The organism is Caballeronia sp. INML3B (genome assembly GCF_023631305.1).
Lineage (GTDB): Bacteria > Pseudomonadota > Gammaproteobacteria > Burkholderiales > Burkholderiaceae > Caballeronia > Caballeronia turbans.
This window is the reverse complement of the sequence record NZ_JALQDI010000051.1, coordinates 64,783-80,684: the sequence shown is the minus strand read 5'-3', so window position 1 is coordinate 80,684 and position 15,902 is coordinate 64,783. Positions and strand designations below refer to the sequence as shown.

Below are 15,902 nucleotides of genomic sequence, written 5' to 3'. Positions count from 1 at the left end.
GCGGAGTTCAAATAAGCGTTTCTGCTAAGAGACACGACATAAGCGCGTCATACTTCGCGCCGCCAGCGCCGTTACCGCGGAAATTTTTTTGTTCGGACGTAATTCGCCCGCCTGTTCGATTATCCTCGACATTCCGATCGGGCAGACGACCCCAAGGCAGACTTCATATGGCTCACACGCTCTCCAGTGCCGCGCGGCGGTCCGCGTCGGTTTTAGCCGCGCTCGATGCGCCCGCGATTGCCGAGGCGCGCCGTCAGCTCGCGGCGTGTTTCCGGCTCGCTGCGCTGCACGGCTTCGAAGAAGGTGTCTGCAACCACTTCTCGGCGATGGTGCCGGGCCGCGACGATCTGTTCTTCGTGAACCCCTACGGCTACGCGTTCGGCGAGATCACGGCGTCGCGTCTGCTGATCTGCGATTTCGACGGCAATGTCGTCGACGGTGACGGCGAGCCCGAGGCGACCGCGTTCTACATTCACGCGCGCGTGCACAAGCTGCTGCCGCGCGTGAAGGCCGCTTTTCACACGCATATGCCGAACGCGACCGCGCTATGCCTGCTCGACGGCCCGCCGCTCCTTTGGCTGGGGCAGACCTCGCTGAAGTTCTACGGACGCACTGCGGTCGACGAGCATTACAATGGTCTTGCGCTCGACGATGCCGAAGGCGATCGCATCGCCGGCGCGATGGGCGAGGCCGATATCCTCTTCCTCAAGAATCACGGCGTGATGGTTGCAGGCGCAACTATCGCGCAGGCGTGGGACGATCTCTACTATCTGGAGCGCGCGGCGCAAGTGCAATTGCGGGCGATGAGCGCGAACCGTCCGCTCAAGCCGGTGCCGCACGACATCGCGCAGCGCACGTACGAGCAGATGCGCGCGGGCGACGCCGAGAGCGCGCGGGCGCATCTCGCAAGCGGCATGCGGCAGTTGCGCGCGCGAGGGATCGATTTCGAGTCGTGATTACTTCCGCGCACCGAAGCGCTTGAGCCATGCGCGCTTGGCCATGTCGGTCTGCTGCAGGAGTACGGCAATAACGATGATCAATCCCTTCAGCACGAGCTGCGTATTACTGTCGATATCGTTGAGCAGCAGGATATTGCTCAGAAAGCCGAAGATCAGCACGCCGGCCACCGTGCCCGACACGCGTCCGACGCCACCCGAAAGATATATCCACAAGCCAACGGCGCGAAGAGCAACGCAACGACCGCACGTATCGCAAACGATGAACGGTCCGCGACGCGCACGGTCTGCGTGTCGCGGGCACGCATGATGCCGCGCATGACGCCGAGCGCGGCGAACACGATCGCGAACACGGCGACCGCATCGAGCACGAGCGATGCGTATGTCGCGCGATTGAAGCCATCGGTCGTGAGCAGCATTGCGGTGAGCACGCTGCCGAGACCCATGATCGCGCCGACCGACAGATCGATGCCCCCCGTGATGATCACGAGCGTCATGCCGATGGAAATCACGCCGACGTTCGCCACCTGACGAAACACGTCGAAGATATTGGCACTCGACAGAAAGATGTTGCCGCCGTTCGCCGCGTGCGGCGAGCTCCAGCGCGCCGACCACGAGCAGCACGATGAGCCCCAGCTAATAAGAGAGCCCACGCGAACGGAGCAAGTGAGTGTTTTTACCGAGCCGCCCTGCGTCGCTTCACATCGAGATGTCGTGCAAGTCTTTCGCGATGGGCGGCCCTATCGTGAAGTCTGAGAAGCGCACGTCGAGACCGCCGCGCTCAGGCGTGCAGCACATCGGGCCGACGAGCCACTGCGCGTTCGCACCGCTCGGCGCGAAAGGCGCGAGGCGCATGAGGGTCCAGCTGCGTTCATCGGCGCTGCATTGCACTTTCAGCACGCCTTGCGCGATCGTCATGCGCAGCCGGAAGCGGTTCGTATCGGCGCGTGAGCTGAGCGACCAGTCGGAGAGATCGTTCGTGAGAACGGTGCTAAAAGTGAGCGCACCGTCGTTGTATTCGGCGCCGGCCTTGATCCAGCGCTCGGCGCTTTCACGCACCATCAGGCCCGCCTGGTCGTATAGCGCGGAGAAATCGCCATCGACGGCGACTTCGGCCGAGAAGTCGCCGTTTACGGTCGCCGCGAAAACGTGGCCGTTGTCGCGGACGAAACCGTAGTGGGTTTTGCGCCAGAAGTCCGTGTTCGTGTCAGTGGTGACGATGAGCGTGTCGTGCTCGATGCGCCATTGCGCAGGCTCGTTGATCCATCGGCATTGCTCGAACATGGCGTCTCCGTCGCTTGAGGGATGGGCAGTGCAAAGTATGTCCCGCGCGGCGATCTTGATGCGGTGCAAGCGCGCGGTGACCATGGCCTGGACGCTTGGCCTCACGCTCGACTATGCACGCGCGCGCTCAGCAGGGTCGCCGATCCCCGTTCTTATGGGTGGCTCAAGGTCGCCCGCATGGCGCTCGCGAAGATGCGCGAATCGCGGCGTGCATGGAACGAGGAAGGGTCGCTTGCGCAGAGCGGCGGATCGAACGTAGATCCTCCGGCGCGCGCTCGATGAGTGGAGTGCCGCTAGAGATCGAGGTCGTCGGCTTCCTTGCGCGCGCGGCGTTCCTCGTTCGCGCGGCGCGCGCGCAAGCGCTGGCGCGACAACTGGGCGATCACTTCGCCCGTCGACGCGCCCGGCGGAATTTCATTGCGGATGACCTTCGGTACCATCGGCAAACCCATGCGCTGTCTGCGCAGCGCGCGGGCGATGGCGGTGCGGCACTCCTGACCGTGACAATCCCATTCGTCACGGATTCGCTCACAGTAGGGACATTTTTCCATCCTCAAAGTCTACCGCGAAACAATGCCGGGTTTTGCGTGCCTCCGTTCACCTCACGCGCGTCAGACGTCCTTGCCGCGGTCCGTACTGTTCAGCCGCTCATTTGGTTTGAAGTGCTCGGTCGCCGCTCGCGCTGATGATGATCGAGACTGCGCCGCAATACTTTCTTCACAAGACCTTTGAGGAAGTGAATCGAGCGATCCGCGCGCACGTTCAGATCGAAAGGCGCAAGCTCGACGACCTTACGCCCGCCGTCCTCGGTGCGTTTCTCGCGCATCTTGCGATGATCGACGGCCATGGCCGTGAGCGTCTCCGATGCCTGCCTGAACGATGCGCGATCGACGCGCGCGCAAACATGACGTGCGCGATGAAATAGCTTGTCGAACACGGTGAGCCAGTAATCGTCGATCTCGCTGCCGTCGCAACGCGCGAGCGCTTCCTGACCGGAGACGCGAAGATCGTGCATGTCGCTCAGCTTGGCGGTTTGCGTGATGCTGCCGAAGCGCCGGCGATAGCCGATCAGCGGCCTCGCAATACGGTAGATGCTGTTTGCGCGAAGATAGGTCGCGGGCACGAGCGCCATGTCCTCGTAATTTCGTCCCACGGGAAACGGCGCTTCGTCGAAGAGGTCGGTGCGATAGATACGCGCCCACGCGAACGTGTGGAATCGATCGGCGAATTGCTGCAACGCTGCGCGGTCCATCGGGTGGCCGCCGCTCGTCGCTTCGTCGGCGATTTCGATTTCATCGAGCTCTCGCCCGTTATCGTCGATGATCTTGACGTTGTATTCGACCACATCCCACTTGCGCTCGGCGAGGACCGGAATGACCGCGTCGGTGAAACCCTTCAGATAAATATCGTCGCCGTCCAGGAAGCCGACATAAGGCGTGCGCACTGCCGCCAGGCCCGTATTGCGCGCGGCGCTCAGGCCGCGATTTTCCTGGTGCAGCAGTTCGACGTGTACGCCTCGATCGCGCTCCACGATGGCGCGCGCTGCCGCATAGGTCTCGTCGCGAGAACCGTCATCGACGACGATGATTTTCATCGCATCGATATGAGGTTGGGACAGGAGGGAATCGAGCGCTTCCTCGATATATCCCTCGATGTTATACGCCGCCACGACGATGCTGAGCAGCGGACCGGTGTCTCGCAATGAGTCACTCTCAAACGGCATGGATGACGCTCTCCATCGGATGATTGGGCTGTGTCTCTCCGCACGCTCGATGCGAAGAGCCTTGGTCGATGTCTGGATGTGCCACACGCGATGGTGCGCAATCACGAGAATCGCGGCACAGCAAGACACGCAGTTGGTCTGATGGATGCGGTTGGCTCGACGACCGTACAAGACGGGGAACGGCCATTCGAATACCGCGTGACGTTATTGTTGTTGGAGCATGCCACATCATATGGCGGGCCCCGGATGCCCCAGCCTGACGTGCATGTCGATGGAACAAACTTCAATAGAGCAGCTTCGCAGGGTGTCGTTCCCCGGCGGCCTGCATGTTAGCCGATAAAAACAACGGAACAATGACGCCGCATCTGCGCGTGATATGCGATTGGAACGGCGAAGCCGACTCCTCCGCGACATACTAATAGAAAAACAAAGATGCGAGCTCCCGATTTGAAGTGATCATTGGCGCTCGCCACATCGGTGACAGACGAAGTCTCACAACGTTATCGTCCAGGCTTGTGACAGTAATTTCGGTGCGCTCGGCCACATGCAAGGTTCATGGAGAGCTATGAAGCGTGACAACCGCTTCGTGCCGGGGTGATATCAGCAAATTTTTCTTCCCCTTTGCGCATAAGAACGGGCCGAGACGAAAAAAGTTCGCATCGGCGTACACCGCGGTGCCACGCTTCGTGCTGGGTCCATCGTGAGTGCGTCGGCCGCGCTCAGACATTCTCCGGCGTATAGAGCTGCGCCGGCAGCGGATACTGGCTCGCTTGCGCGGCTTCCCCCGGCAGCGCCTGCAAACTGCGCAGCATCGTCTGAACGGCGGTCTGAGCGATGCGCTGAAGCGGTGTATCGATCACGAGATCGATGACACCTTCGACGAGCGCTTCGTACCGGTCGGGCATCAGGTCGCTGCATACCGTCACGATGCGCCGTCCTGCGGCTTCTTCGCGCAGCGCGCGAATCACGCCACCTACACCCCCGCCGGGAATATAGAGGCCGGCGAGATCGGCATGGCGCGCGAGCATCGCGAGTGTCGCTTCATAGGCGAGTTGCTTGTCTTCGAGATTGATTTGCGTGTCGAGCACGCGCAATCCGGGCGCGTGCTCACGCAGATACGAGCGAAAGCTGATCTCGCAGCTTTCCTGACCCAGATAACGCGGTGTGCCGACGAATACACCGACCGTGCCTTCGTCGCGACGCGTGAGACGACTCACCGCCCACGCTGCCGTGCGTCCGCTCTTGCGCGGATCGACGCCGATATAGCCCGCTCGCAAGGGCGCGCTCAGGTCCGACAACAACGTGACCGTGGGTTTTCCCTGTTCGTGGAGCGTTTCGATGGCGGCTGTCACATGCGGATGATCCACCGCTACCACGCCGAGCGCGTGTGCCTGCTCGCCGAGCGAAAGCAGCGTGCGCGCGATGGAAGCCGGGTCCAGTTCATCCATGTACTCGATGATGGCGGTGCAATGCTCGGGTTCGTGACGCGCGGCCGCATCGTTGAGAATGCGCGCGAACGTCTGATAGAACGGATCGGCACGTTTTTGCAGGCAAAAACCTAACGTGTAGCGTTCATGACGCTCGCCGCGCTTCGCGCGCAGGCGCTCGCGCATCAATCCCGCGCCGTGATAGCCGATGCGCTCGGCCGCTTCGATCACACGTAACGCAGTACCCTCGCGCACGCTGATGCGGCCATTGAACACGCGATCGACCGTTGCGGGGCTCACGCCCGCAGCGTCGGCCACGGACTGAAGAGTGGGACGCTTGCTCATCTTTGATGGAAATGATGGATTTCAAAATCGCGCGATGATGCGTAAAGATAGCAAATGCGCCTGAACGTTGCACAATGAACGCGTCCGCTCCTATCATCGACTCGAAAATAATGAATGATGTAGTTTCAATCATCGGATGAGGTGACATGATGGAAACCGGGCAATCGGATTGCGCAGGCGCGCGGAACGACTATCGCGATTACCGGTTGATCGGCGGCGCTGGCGAGCGTGCTAGAGCGGCGGGTCTCGTCAATGCGGAGTGGTACAAGTGCGCGGTGCCTCGATCCGTGATGAAAAGCCTCATGCAGCGCGGTGACGCGCGCGCTATCCGCGATACGTTGCTCTGGTATGCCGCGATCATCGCGAGCGGCGTCCTTGCATGGTTCGCGTGGCGCGCGCATTCGCTCTGGGCGATTCCGGCGTTTTTGCTCTACGGCACGCTGTACTGCAGTCCCGCGGATTCGCGCTGGCACGAAAGCGGTCACGGCACCGCATTCAAGACATCGTGGATGAACAAGATTCTTTATCAGGTCGCGTCGTTTCAGGTGTTTCGCCGCCCGACGATCTGGCGGTGGAGCCACGCGCGGCATCACACGGATACGCTCGTCGTCGGGCGCGATCGAGAGATTGCAGTGCCGCTACCCACGGACTGGCTAAGTCTCGCGTTGAATGTGTTTGCGCTGAAGCATGCTGCGTCCGAAGTGCCGAAGATCATCTCGTCCGCGTTCGGCAATATCGGTGAAGAAGAAAAGACCTACGTGCCGAAGTCGGAATGGGCGAAGGCGATTCTGGAGGCGCGTATCACGCTCGCAATCTATGCCGTGGTAACAGGTGCTTGCCTCGTGTTCCATTCCATCTTGCCGCTGCTCTATATCGGCTTGCCGAGCCTCTACGGCGCATGGCTTTATCTCTTCTTCGGTCTCACGCAGCATGCGGGCATGCCCGAGAACGTGCTCGATCATCGCAAGAACTGTCGCACAGTGATGATGAATCCCGTGTTCCGGTTCCTATATCTGAACATGAACTATCACGTCGAACATCACATGTTTCCGATGGTGCCTTATCACGCGCTGCCGCGACTGCACGAGACGGTGAAGCACGACATGCCGCCACCCTATACGAGCACGATCGCGGCCTACGCGGAGATCATTCCGGCGCTCGCGCGCCAGCGGCGCGACCCGTCGTATCACGTCGAGCGGCCCGTGCCCGCCGCGACGCAGACATAAGCGACTTCAAGAGAAAGGAGACGACTCGCCATGCCCCAATGGATCGATGCAGCCGCGATGGACGATATCGAAGATGAAGACGTGATGCGCTTCGATCACGATGGCCGCACCTTCGCAATCTATCGCGTGAACGATGCCGTGTACGCCAGCGACGGCCTATGCACGCACGAGCACGTCCATCTGAGCGAAGGTTTCGTGATGGACCACGTCATCGAATGTCCGAAGCACAACGGACGCTTCGATATCCGCGATGGCCGGCCGCTGTGCGCGCCCGTTTGCGAAAAATTGCAGACGTATCCCGCGAAAGTCGAGGGCGGGCGCATTTTCATCGAGATCTGACGCCGCGATTGCGGTAAGCATGCGAGTGCGGGACGACGCGCCACATCCTCATAAGCCGCTTTCAATCGTCGATGACTCAGACACGAAACATGCTGACGGCGTGCGCGAGGCGCTCGGCCTGATCGCGCAGTTCGGCCGTGGAGTGTTCCGCTTCGCCCACGAGCGCGGCGTTCTGCTGCGTCGCTTCGCCGATCAGCATGACCGCGCTGTTCACCTGCTCGATGCCCGACGCCTGTTCGCGCGACGCCACGCCGATTTCATCGACGATCGCGTTCACGCGCGAGACGCGCTCGACGATGCCGCCCATCGTGCTGCTGGCTTCCTCGGCGATCTTGTAACCGCGCGAGACCTTCTCGGCCGATTCGGCGATCAGCACTTCGATCTCCTTCACGGCGCCCGCACTGCGTTGAGCGAGCGCGCGCACTTCCGATGCGACGACCGCAAAGCCCTTTCCATGCTCGCCCGCGCGCGCCGCTTCGACGGCGGCGTTCAAAGCCAGGATGTTCGTCTGGAACGCGATGCCTTCAATGGTCGCGGTGATATCGGCGATGCGTCGTGCCGATGCATCGATCTCGCCCATCGTTTCCACGACGCGTCCTACCGCATGACCGCCGGCGCGCGCCGCATCGGAAGCCGATGCGACGAGCGCGCCCGCCTGCGCCGTGTTTGCCGCATTCTGCTGCACGGTGCTCGTGATTTCTTCCATGCTCGCGGCGGTTTCTTCGACACTCGCCGCTTGTGTGGCGATGCGCGTCGCGATATCGCTGCTGCCCGACGCGATGCGCGCCGTGCCTTCGTTCATGTCCGCCGATGCGCTGCGCACTTGCGCGACGATCCCCGCGAGGCCGCGCGCAATGCCATCGATCGCACGCATCAGGCGGCCGATATCGTCCTCGCGTGTGCTGTCGATGCGCACGGTGAGATCACCCGCGGCGATGCGCTCAGAGGCGCGCGTCACGTCGTCGATGGGCCTGCCCACGAGCTTGGCGACCGCATGGAGCAGCACGCCGACGAGCAGCGCCACCACGACGAGACCGAGCATCAGGAAGTGGTTGCGGCTAGCGTGTACATCCGCGAGCAGTTCGTCGCGATATGCGATGCCGCCGATCATCCATTGCCACTGCGGCACCGTCATGTAGACGATTTCCTTCGTGCCGGCGTGCACGCGCGCATCCGCGCCCGCGATGTCGGCGCCGTCGAATATGAGCCTGCCTTCGTGCGAATCGAGCATCTGCCTGAAGGGTGCGAGGCGCTCATCGGCCAGTTCGCCTTTCGCGCCGGGATGCACGAGCAGCTTGCCGCGAGTCGCTCCATTCGAGGCATCCACGACGAAGTGATAGCCGCTCGTGCCGATCACGAGCTTCGCGATCGTGTCCTGCAACGCGGCGAATTCGGATGTCACGTCCACACCCACGAAGAGCGCGCCGATCACGCTGCCCGATGCATCGGTGACGGGCTTGTACTCGGTGATGTACTGCTTGCCGAAGAGCGTCGCCACGCCGATATACGGTTTGCCCGCGATCATCGGTGCGTACGCGGGGCCCTTGCGGTCGAGCAGCGTGCCGATCGCGCGGGTGCCGTCCTGCTTCTTGAGCGACGTCGTCACGCGCACGAAATCGTCGCCGGTGCGGGCGAAGATCGTCGCGATCGCGCCGCTTTCCTCGAGGAAAGCGTCGGGGATCGCGAAGTCGTTGTTCAGCGGCTTGTCGCCCGCGAGGAAGACCGGCGTCGCGACACCGCCGATGTCCACGGTACGCGTTTCATCGAGCGTGAACGTTGCGGGCAGGCGGTGCGCGAAGATCGTCATGAAGCGCGTGACTTCGGCGCTCACGGCTTTGTCGAACAGTCCGATCATCGTCGCGATCGAGCGATTCTCGCTTTCGACGCGTGCGAGCGCGTGCGCGTCGACTTGCTCGCCCGCGCTTCGGGTGACGGCGACAGTAAAAAAGGCAACGACGACTGCCGTGAGCGCGCAGGCGAGCACGGCGAATTTGGTCCCGACGTTCATGCGGGCCAGCGTTTTGCGAAGCATGGGGAATGACAGAACGATAAGAGTTGTAATAACCCTTATCGGCACATTCTTGCCAATTCTTTAATTGTCGATTGCGCCGTGCGCTAGCGGCGTTGCCTCATGGCGAGCGCGACACCCGACAGCGCGAGCGCCATCGCGATAGCTTCGCGCGCGCCGAGCGGTTCGCCGAGCAGATCGCCGAGCAGATCGCCGAGCGGGCGCGCTGCCGCGACGATCGCCGATGCCATCAGCAGTATCGGTACAAGTGCAGGAGCCGGCGGCGGCATTTTGAATGCATGAGGCGACATGCAAAACGCAGAGGTGCATTCAGAACGCTGCATGCCGCTCGCACGAAACGCGGGCCGCGGGAGGTTAGGACGACGCCGCAGAAAACGATTAACTGCTGGTTGGTTATGAATTCATGCGCCGGAATGGTCCACTGAGCGGCGGAATAACGGCGTTTCAGAGCGAACTAGGGCAAATACCAGGATAGCCAGACGCGCACCAAACCACTATCCTTCGAAAAACGTTTTCCCAATCCAAGGCTAGCGTACTGCTCGACCACCGATGCAGGCCATCGCCCCGGCGCTCGTCGCCGCTCATCCAACAAAGAACGCGGCACGACGAGCGCCGCCGCGTCCGGAGACATTCATGAACACTGTCGTTGCCGGCGTCGTGCGTACCGCCAGCCGCTATCGCTGGACCGTGTGCGCGCTGCTCTTCTTTGCCACGGTCATCAACTACATGGACCGGCAGATCCTCGGTCTGCTTGCCCCGATGCTGCAGCACGACATCGGCTGGACGCAGGTGCAGTACGGCCGCATCGTGATCGCGTTCTCGGCGTTCTACGCGGTCGGTCTGCTTTGCTTCGGGCGCATCGTCGACTGGCTCGGCACGCGCATCTCCTACGCGCTCGCGATGTTCGTATGGAGCATCGCCGCGATGCTGCATGCGGCCGTCGGCTCCGTGATGGGCTTCGCGATGGTCCGTGCGCTGCTCGGCATCGGCGAGGGCGGCAACTTCCCGGCCGCCATCAAGACGACCGCCGAGTGGTTCCCGCGCCGTGAACGCGCGCTCGCAACGGGCATTTTTAATTCAGGCGCGAATATCGGTGCGGTGTTCGCACCGGCGCTCATTCCGGCCATCGCGGTGGCCTTCGGCTGGCGCGCGGCATTCGTGATCGTCGGCGCAATTGGTCTTGTGTGGCTCGTCGTGTGGTTCTTCATGTACCGCCAGCCGGACGGCAGCGCGCATGAGGACGATCTCGCGAACGAAGGCGATGAAACCCGTGCCGCCGATGCCGCCCACGCGAAGGCAGGCGCGCCCGGCTTCAAGGTGCTCATCAAGAAGCGCGAGACGTGGGCGTTCATCGTCGGCAAGTTCCTGACGGACCCGGTATGGTGGTTCTATCTGTTCTGGCTGCCGAAGTGGCTCAACGAGTCGCGCGGCATGGATATGCAGCACATCGGCTTGCCGCTCGTCGTGATCTACGCGATCACCACGGTCGGCAGTATCGGCGGCGGGTGGATTTCATCGGCGCTGCTGCGTGCGGGCTGGACCGTGAATGCGGCGCGCAAGACCGCGATGCTGATCTGCGCATGCGCCGTGCTGCCGATCGCGTTCGTATCGCAGGCCGATAATTTGTGGGTCGCAGTGGCGATCGTCGGTCTCGCGGCGGCCGCGCATCAGGGCTGGTCGGCGAACCTCTTCACGACGGCATCGGACCTGTTCCCGCGTCGTGCGGTGGGCGCGGTGGTCGGTATCGGCGGCATGGCCGGTTCGATCGGCGGCGTGCTGTTCTCGGAAGTGATCGGCCAGGTTCTGCAACGCACGGGTCACTACTGGGTGCTGTTCGCGATCGGCGCATCGGCGTATCTGATCGCCTTCGCGATCATGCACATGCTCACGCCGAAGATGACGCCGGCGAAGCTCGAAGCGTAATACGCGTCGACCGCAAACGCATCACCATGCGCCGCGCCGCCAGCGCTCACGACCTGCAGGCGGCGCGGCGCGCTTTACGCAACTGCGGCAACCGCGGCGGTCGATTCACGCACGATGAGCCGCGGCTCGAACATGGAGTTGCCGGGATCGGGATGACCGGCGAGGGCGTCGATGAGCTTCTGCATCGCGAGTTCGCCCATCTTTTCGCTTTGAATGTCGACAGTGGTGAGACCCGGAGCGGCGTACGCGCCGTAAGGCACGTTGTCGATGCCGGTCACGGACACGTCCTGCGGCACGCGAATGCCGAGCGACGCGGCTTCCTTCATGAAGCCGAGCGCGATCAGGTCGTTGTAGCAGATCACCGCCTGCGGCCGCTTCGGTCCGAGCATCACGCGCGAGCAGGCCTGTTCGCCCGCGAGCGAAGTCGGCGCGTGCGCCTCGTAGATGTCGAGTTCGAGGCCCGCTTCGGCGAGACATTCGCGTGCGCCGCGAATCCGCTCATCGTTGATGCGCGCATGCTCGAAACCGAGATACGCGATACGCCGATGCCCGAGATCGAGCAGATGGCGCGCGAGCATATAGGTTGCGAGGCGGCTGTTGATGCCGACGCTCGGAATCGGCAGCTCGGCATTGCGCAGCAGTACGACGGGCTTGTCGAGATCGAGCATCCATTGCGCGTTTTCATCGGCGAGACGCGAGCTCACGAGCAGCCCGTCGACGCGCTGCGCGAGGGCTTCGATGAGCGGACGCTCGCGCGCCTGGTTCTCGTCGATATCGACGAGCAGCAGCGTGTAGTCGTGCCGGAGCGCGATCCGGTTCGCGCCCTTAACGACGTTGGTGAAGTGCGGGTTGCTGATGTCGAGGATCGTGATGCCGATGGTGCGTGTCTTGCCCGTGATCATCGAGCGCGCGAGCGGGTTCGACCGGTAGCCGAGCGTATCGATCGCTTCCTTGAGCCGGGCTTCGACCGGCGCGGAAAAGCGTTGTGCGCCGTTGATGTACTTGGACACCGTCGCGACGGATACGCCGGCTGCGGCGGCGACGTCGCGAATGGTCGGGGAAATTTTTTTCATTCGGAAGGTAACGTTTTCGCAATGTTTACGGATTGTCGCAGAAATTTGGGAAACAATGACGTTGCTTCTGCATTTTGCATGCGGAGTTTTGATGCCAAGCGTCAATTGACGCCCGCTCCATGCCGCCGCTATAGTCCAGAAAACGTTTTCTCAAATATTTCCTTCGACGCATTAAACGTATCAAACAGGAGTCTCGATGAATCAGCCAAACGCAGCGGGCAAACCGTTCAAGCGCCTGCTTTTGACCGGCGCCGCCGGCAATCTGGGTCGTCAGTTGCGCGCAGCGCTTGCGCAATGGGCCGACATCGTGCGGCTCTCCGACATCGCGCCGCTCGACGACGCGGCGAGCCATGAAGAAATCAGCGCCGTCGATCTCGCGGATCGCGAGAAGGTGATGCAACTCGTCGAAGGCGTGGATGCGGTCGTGCATCTCGGCGGCATTTCGATCGACGCACCGTTCGATGATCTGATCGAGGCGAATATCCGCGGCACGTACAACATCTATGAAGCGGCGCGCCGTCATGGCGTGAAGCGCATCGTGTTCGCGAGCTCGAACCATGCAATCGGCTTTCATCCGGTCACCGAAGTGCTCGACGCGGATGCGCCGCATCGTCCGGACAGCCTCTACGGCGTGACGAAGTGCTTCGGCGAATCGCTGTCGCGCTATTACTTCGACCGCTTCGGCATCGAGACGGTGAACCTGCGCATCGGTTCGTCGTTCGAGGAGCCGAAGAATCCGCGCATGCTCGTCACTTATTTGAGCTACCGCGATTTCATCGAGCTCGTGCGCTGCTCGCTGTTCACGAACCGCGTCGGACATGCCGTGGTGTATGGCGCGTCCGACAATCCGGTGAAGTGGTGGGACAACTCGAAGGCCGGTTTCCTCGGCTTCAATCCGAAGGACAGCTCCGCGAAGTTCGACGGGCTCTTTCCGGTGACCCGACCGACCGCCGAGCGCGACGACCCCGCGCAGCGCTTCCAGGGCGGCGCGTTCGTCCTGGGCGAGCCGATGGAGCGCAAGCGATGAGCGCCGTCGTGCGTGCCGAACGGTTGGATGCGGGCGGCCGCGCGGCTGTCGGCGAATGTCCGGTATGGCGCGCGCAAGAGGGCGCGCTTTACTGGGTCGATATTCCGGCGCGCCGCATCGTTCGCCTCGAGATCGAAAGCGCGCGTCGTACGGAATGGGCGTTTGGCGAACAGGTCGCATGCTTTGCGTTCGATGCGGCGGGGCGTGTCGTCGCGGGCATGGAGAGCGGCATCTTCGGCGTGACGCTCTCCGGTGCGAGCGAAGTGAATGAAGGACGCGTCGTGAAGCTCGCCGCGCCGGCGTTTCCCGCGCCGGGCATGCGCTTCAACGATGGCCGCTGCGACAGGCAAGGGCGGTTTTGGGCGGGGACGATGGTGCAGGACATGTCACTCGCGAGTACTGCCGGCGCGCTGTATCGCTATGACGAGCACGGCACGCTCTCGGCCCCCGTTGTCGATGGTCTGATCACCCAGAACGGTCTCGCGTGGTCGCCGGATGGCAGAACGATGTATCTGTCCGACTCGCATCCGCAGCGCCGCCTCGTGTGGGCGTTCGACTTCGACCCCGACACGGGCACGCCCCGTGCGCAGCGCGTATTCGCCGATCTGCACCACTACGCGGGACGCCCGGATGGCGCCGCGGTCGACGCGGACGGCTGCTACTGGACCTGCGCGAACGACGGGGGGCGCTTGTTGCGCTTCACGCCCCAGGGGAAGCTGGATCGGGAGATTGCATTGCCCGCGAGCAAGCCGTCGATGTGCGCGTTCGGCGGGGGCGATCTGAGAACGCTCTATGTCACGACGATTCGTCCGGCAAAGAATGCCACTGACGACGACGGTTACGTGTTCGCAGTGGTTCCCGGTGTGCAAGGCTTACCGGAACCGGATTATGCCGGTCTGTTACCGGTCGCATAACAGTGACCAAACGGGGCGGATTGCACGCCCCGTTCGCATTTTTTTTCGCATTCTTCGGGACGCAAACGATTCGGTGCACCGCATTGGCGCGATCAAATCAACAACACGTCCCGCTCCGGAACCGATACCAAGAACAAACACCAATGCTGTTGTTCCTCCGTAAAGAGTAGTCTCCGCAGGTATCTCAAGTACTCAGCGATCTACCGATTCTCTAATCCGGAGGAGACCTTGATGGACCTTGAAGCTCGTACCATGAAACGCGTGATGGTTCGCCTCGTGCCGTTCCTGATCTTGTGTTACTTCATCGCGTATCTGGACCGCGTCAACGTCGGCTTCGCCGCGTTGCAGATGAACAAGGCGCTCGGCTTTACCGCCAGCATGTTCGGCTTCGGTGCCGGCATTTTCTTTATCGCGTATTTCTTTTTCGAGGTTCCGTCCAACCTGCTGCTCGAACGATTCGGCGCGCGCCGCTGGATCGCGCGGATCATGTTCACGTGGGGCATCCTCGCAGCGGCGATGGCCTACATTCCGCACATCGCGCAAGCGACGGGCTTGTCGAACGCTTATGTGTTCTATGGCTTGCGCATTCTGCTCGGCATCGCGGAAGCAGGGTTCTTTCCCGGCATCATCTTTTTGCTGACATTGTGGTTTCCCGCGAAGTATCGGGGCCGTGTCGTCGGGTACTTCATGGCGGCGATTCCGCTGTCCACCGTAATCGGCGGACCCATTTCCGGCGCGCTGCTGCAGATGGACGGCATCGGCGGCATGCAAGGCTGGCAATGGCTCTATCTGATCGAGGCATTGCCCGCGCTGTTGCTCGCGTTCGTCGTGTTCTTCTATCTGACGGACAAGCCCGCCGATGCGCACTGGCTCGCGAAGGACGAACGCGACTGGCTCGTCAATCGTCAGGCGCAGGAGCGGGCGCATCGTGAATCGGTGCATGCGTTCAGCGTGAAGGAGGCCATTTTCAATCCGCGCGTGCTGGCCATTGCGTTGATCTACTTCGGCGCGAATGCGACCAACTATGGCCTGAGCTTCTTTCTGCCACAGATCGTCAAGGCGTTCGGCCTGACCAACCTGCAGACGGGCTTCGTGACGTCGTTGCCTTATGCCGTGGGCGCGATCAGTATGGTGTTGTGGAGTCGGCATTCGGATCGCAAGCTCGAACGCCGCTGGCACGTTGCGATTGCCTTGATGGTGGCGGCGGGCGGCATCGCGGCTTCGGCGGGGCTCGATAACCCGGTGATGAAGATGATCGCGCTCTCGATCGCGGGCTTCGGCATCTTCGGTTGCCTGCCCGTGATCTGGACGCTGCCGGCTTCGTTCCTGTCGGGCGCGGCCGCTGCCGGCGGTATCGCTGCGATCAACTCGCTCGGCAACCTCGCGGGCTTCTTCGGTCCCTATGCGATGGGCTGGATCAAGGACAGCACGGGCGGCTTCGGCGCGGGCTTGCTGTGTCTTGCAGGGGCGGGCATGGTCGGTGTGGCTGCCGTGTTGCTGCTGCATCACGATGCGGCGCTGGAGACGATTTCCGGCGAGCACGATATCGAGGACGGCGAGCCGAACATGGCGGCTCGCTAACGCCAGCCGTCGTATCGGCGGCAAGGATCGCGTGATATGCGGTCCTTGCCGCGCA

The 15,902-nt window shown here is 62.2% G+C and carries 16 protein-coding genes; 7 read left to right on the top strand and 9 right to left on the bottom strand.

The genetic code is table 11. From position 1 onward, the window contains the following. Window positions 1-167 precede the first annotated feature (167 nt). The gene (locus NCS58_RS23120; protein ID WP_061117092.1) at window positions 168-956 is read left to right on the top strand and encodes an aldolase; all 789 of its coding nucleotides are present in this window, start codon (window positions 168-170) and stop codon (window positions 954-956) included. On the opposite strand, the gene NCS58_RS23115 is transcribed toward NCS58_RS23120, so the two are convergent. The 6 genes from NCS58_RS23115 to NCS58_RS23090 form a co-directional block, all read right to left on the bottom strand. Next, window positions 957-1,118, bottom strand: coding sequence for a hypothetical protein (locus NCS58_RS23115; RefSeq protein ID WP_250477676.1), 162 nt, complete (start codon window positions 1,116-1,118; stop codon window positions 957-959). Next, window positions 1,112-1,609: an ABC transporter permease subunit gene (locus NCS58_RS23110; RefSeq protein WP_061117091.1), complete on the bottom strand. Its 498-nt coding sequence runs from the start codon at window positions 1,607-1,609 to the stop codon at window positions 1,112-1,114. Before NCS58_RS23110 ends, NCS58_RS23115 begins: the two co-directional genes overlap by 7 nt. Before the next feature lie 46 nt (window positions 1,610-1,655). After that, window positions 1,656-2,240: a DUF1349 domain-containing protein gene (locus NCS58_RS23105; RefSeq protein WP_061117090.1), complete on the bottom strand. Its 585-nt coding sequence runs from the start codon at window positions 2,238-2,240 to the stop codon at window positions 1,656-1,658. Window positions 2,241-2,533: 293 nt separating this feature from the next. Then, a complete protein-coding gene (locus NCS58_RS23100) occupies window positions 2,534-2,791 on the bottom strand; it encodes a hypothetical protein (RefSeq protein ID WP_061117089.1) in 258 nt (85 codons plus the stop codon). 89 nt (window positions 2,792-2,880) lie between these two features. Continuing rightward, entirely contained in the window at window positions 2,881-3,963 is a 1,083-nt protein-coding gene (locus NCS58_RS23095) for a glycosyltransferase family 2 protein (protein WP_061117088.1), read from the bottom strand. 719 nt (window positions 3,964-4,682) lie between these two features. Beyond that, window positions 4,683-5,735, bottom strand: coding sequence for a LacI family DNA-binding transcriptional regulator (locus NCS58_RS23090; protein ID WP_061117087.1), 1,053 nt, complete (start codon window positions 5,733-5,735; stop codon window positions 4,683-4,685). 146 nt (window positions 5,736-5,881) lie between these two features. Here NCS58_RS23090 and NCS58_RS23085 point away from each other — a divergent pair, with 146 nt between their 5' ends. Next, on the top strand, window positions 5,882-6,961 hold the full coding sequence (locus tag NCS58_RS23085) for a fatty acid desaturase family protein (protein ID WP_061117086.1): 1,080 nt from the start codon (window positions 5,882-5,884) through the stop codon (window positions 6,959-6,961). A gap of 30 nt (window positions 6,962-6,991) precedes the next feature. Then, window positions 6,992-7,300, top strand: coding sequence for a non-heme iron oxygenase ferredoxin subunit (locus tag NCS58_RS23080; protein ID WP_061117085.1), 309 nt, complete (start codon window positions 6,992-6,994; stop codon window positions 7,298-7,300). A gap of 76 nt (window positions 7,301-7,376) precedes the next feature. Here the strand turns inward: NCS58_RS23080 and NCS58_RS23075 are convergent, their stop codons facing one another. Together NCS58_RS23075 and NCS58_RS23070 are read right to left on the bottom strand one after the other, a co-directional pair. Further along, a complete protein-coding gene (locus NCS58_RS23075) occupies window positions 7,377-9,332 on the bottom strand; it encodes a methyl-accepting chemotaxis protein (protein ID WP_061117084.1) in 1,956 nt (651 codons plus the stop codon). A gap of 83 nt (window positions 9,333-9,415) precedes the next feature. Further along, a complete protein-coding gene (locus NCS58_RS23070) occupies window positions 9,416-9,559 on the bottom strand; it encodes a hypothetical protein (RefSeq protein WP_250477675.1) in 144 nt (47 codons plus the stop codon). Window positions 9,560-9,962: 403 nt separating this feature from the next. Between NCS58_RS23070 and NCS58_RS23065 the strand changes: the two genes are divergently transcribed. Next, window positions 9,963-11,252, top strand: a complete 1,290-nt coding sequence (locus tag NCS58_RS23065; protein WP_061117269.1) for an MFS transporter — start codon at window positions 9,963-9,965, stop codon at window positions 11,250-11,252. A gap of 74 nt (window positions 11,253-11,326) precedes the next feature. On the opposite strand, the gene NCS58_RS23060 is transcribed toward NCS58_RS23065, so the two are convergent. Next, window positions 11,327-12,325, bottom strand: coding sequence for a LacI family DNA-binding transcriptional regulator (locus NCS58_RS23060; RefSeq protein ID WP_061117083.1), 999 nt, complete (start codon window positions 12,323-12,325; stop codon window positions 11,327-11,329). Window positions 12,326-12,521: 196 nt separating this feature from the next. Between NCS58_RS23060 and NCS58_RS23055 the strand changes: the two genes are divergently transcribed. From NCS58_RS23055 to NCS58_RS23045, 3 genes are all read left to right on the top strand, one after another. Further along, window positions 12,522-13,352: an NAD(P)-dependent oxidoreductase gene (locus NCS58_RS23055; protein ID WP_061117082.1), complete on the top strand. Its 831-nt coding sequence runs from the start codon at window positions 12,522-12,524 to the stop codon at window positions 13,350-13,352. Next, the gene (locus NCS58_RS23050; protein ID WP_061117081.1) at window positions 13,349-14,266 is read left to right on the top strand and encodes an SMP-30/gluconolactonase/LRE family protein; all 918 of its coding nucleotides are present in this window, start codon (window positions 13,349-13,351) and stop codon (window positions 14,264-14,266) included. The genes NCS58_RS23055 and NCS58_RS23050 overlap by 4 nt, the downstream gene beginning before the upstream one ends. 231 nt (window positions 14,267-14,497) lie before the next feature. After that, entirely contained in the window at window positions 14,498-15,847 is a 1,350-nt protein-coding gene (locus NCS58_RS23045; protein WP_061117080.1) for an MFS transporter, read from the top strand. Window positions 15,848-15,902 lie beyond the last annotated feature (55 nt).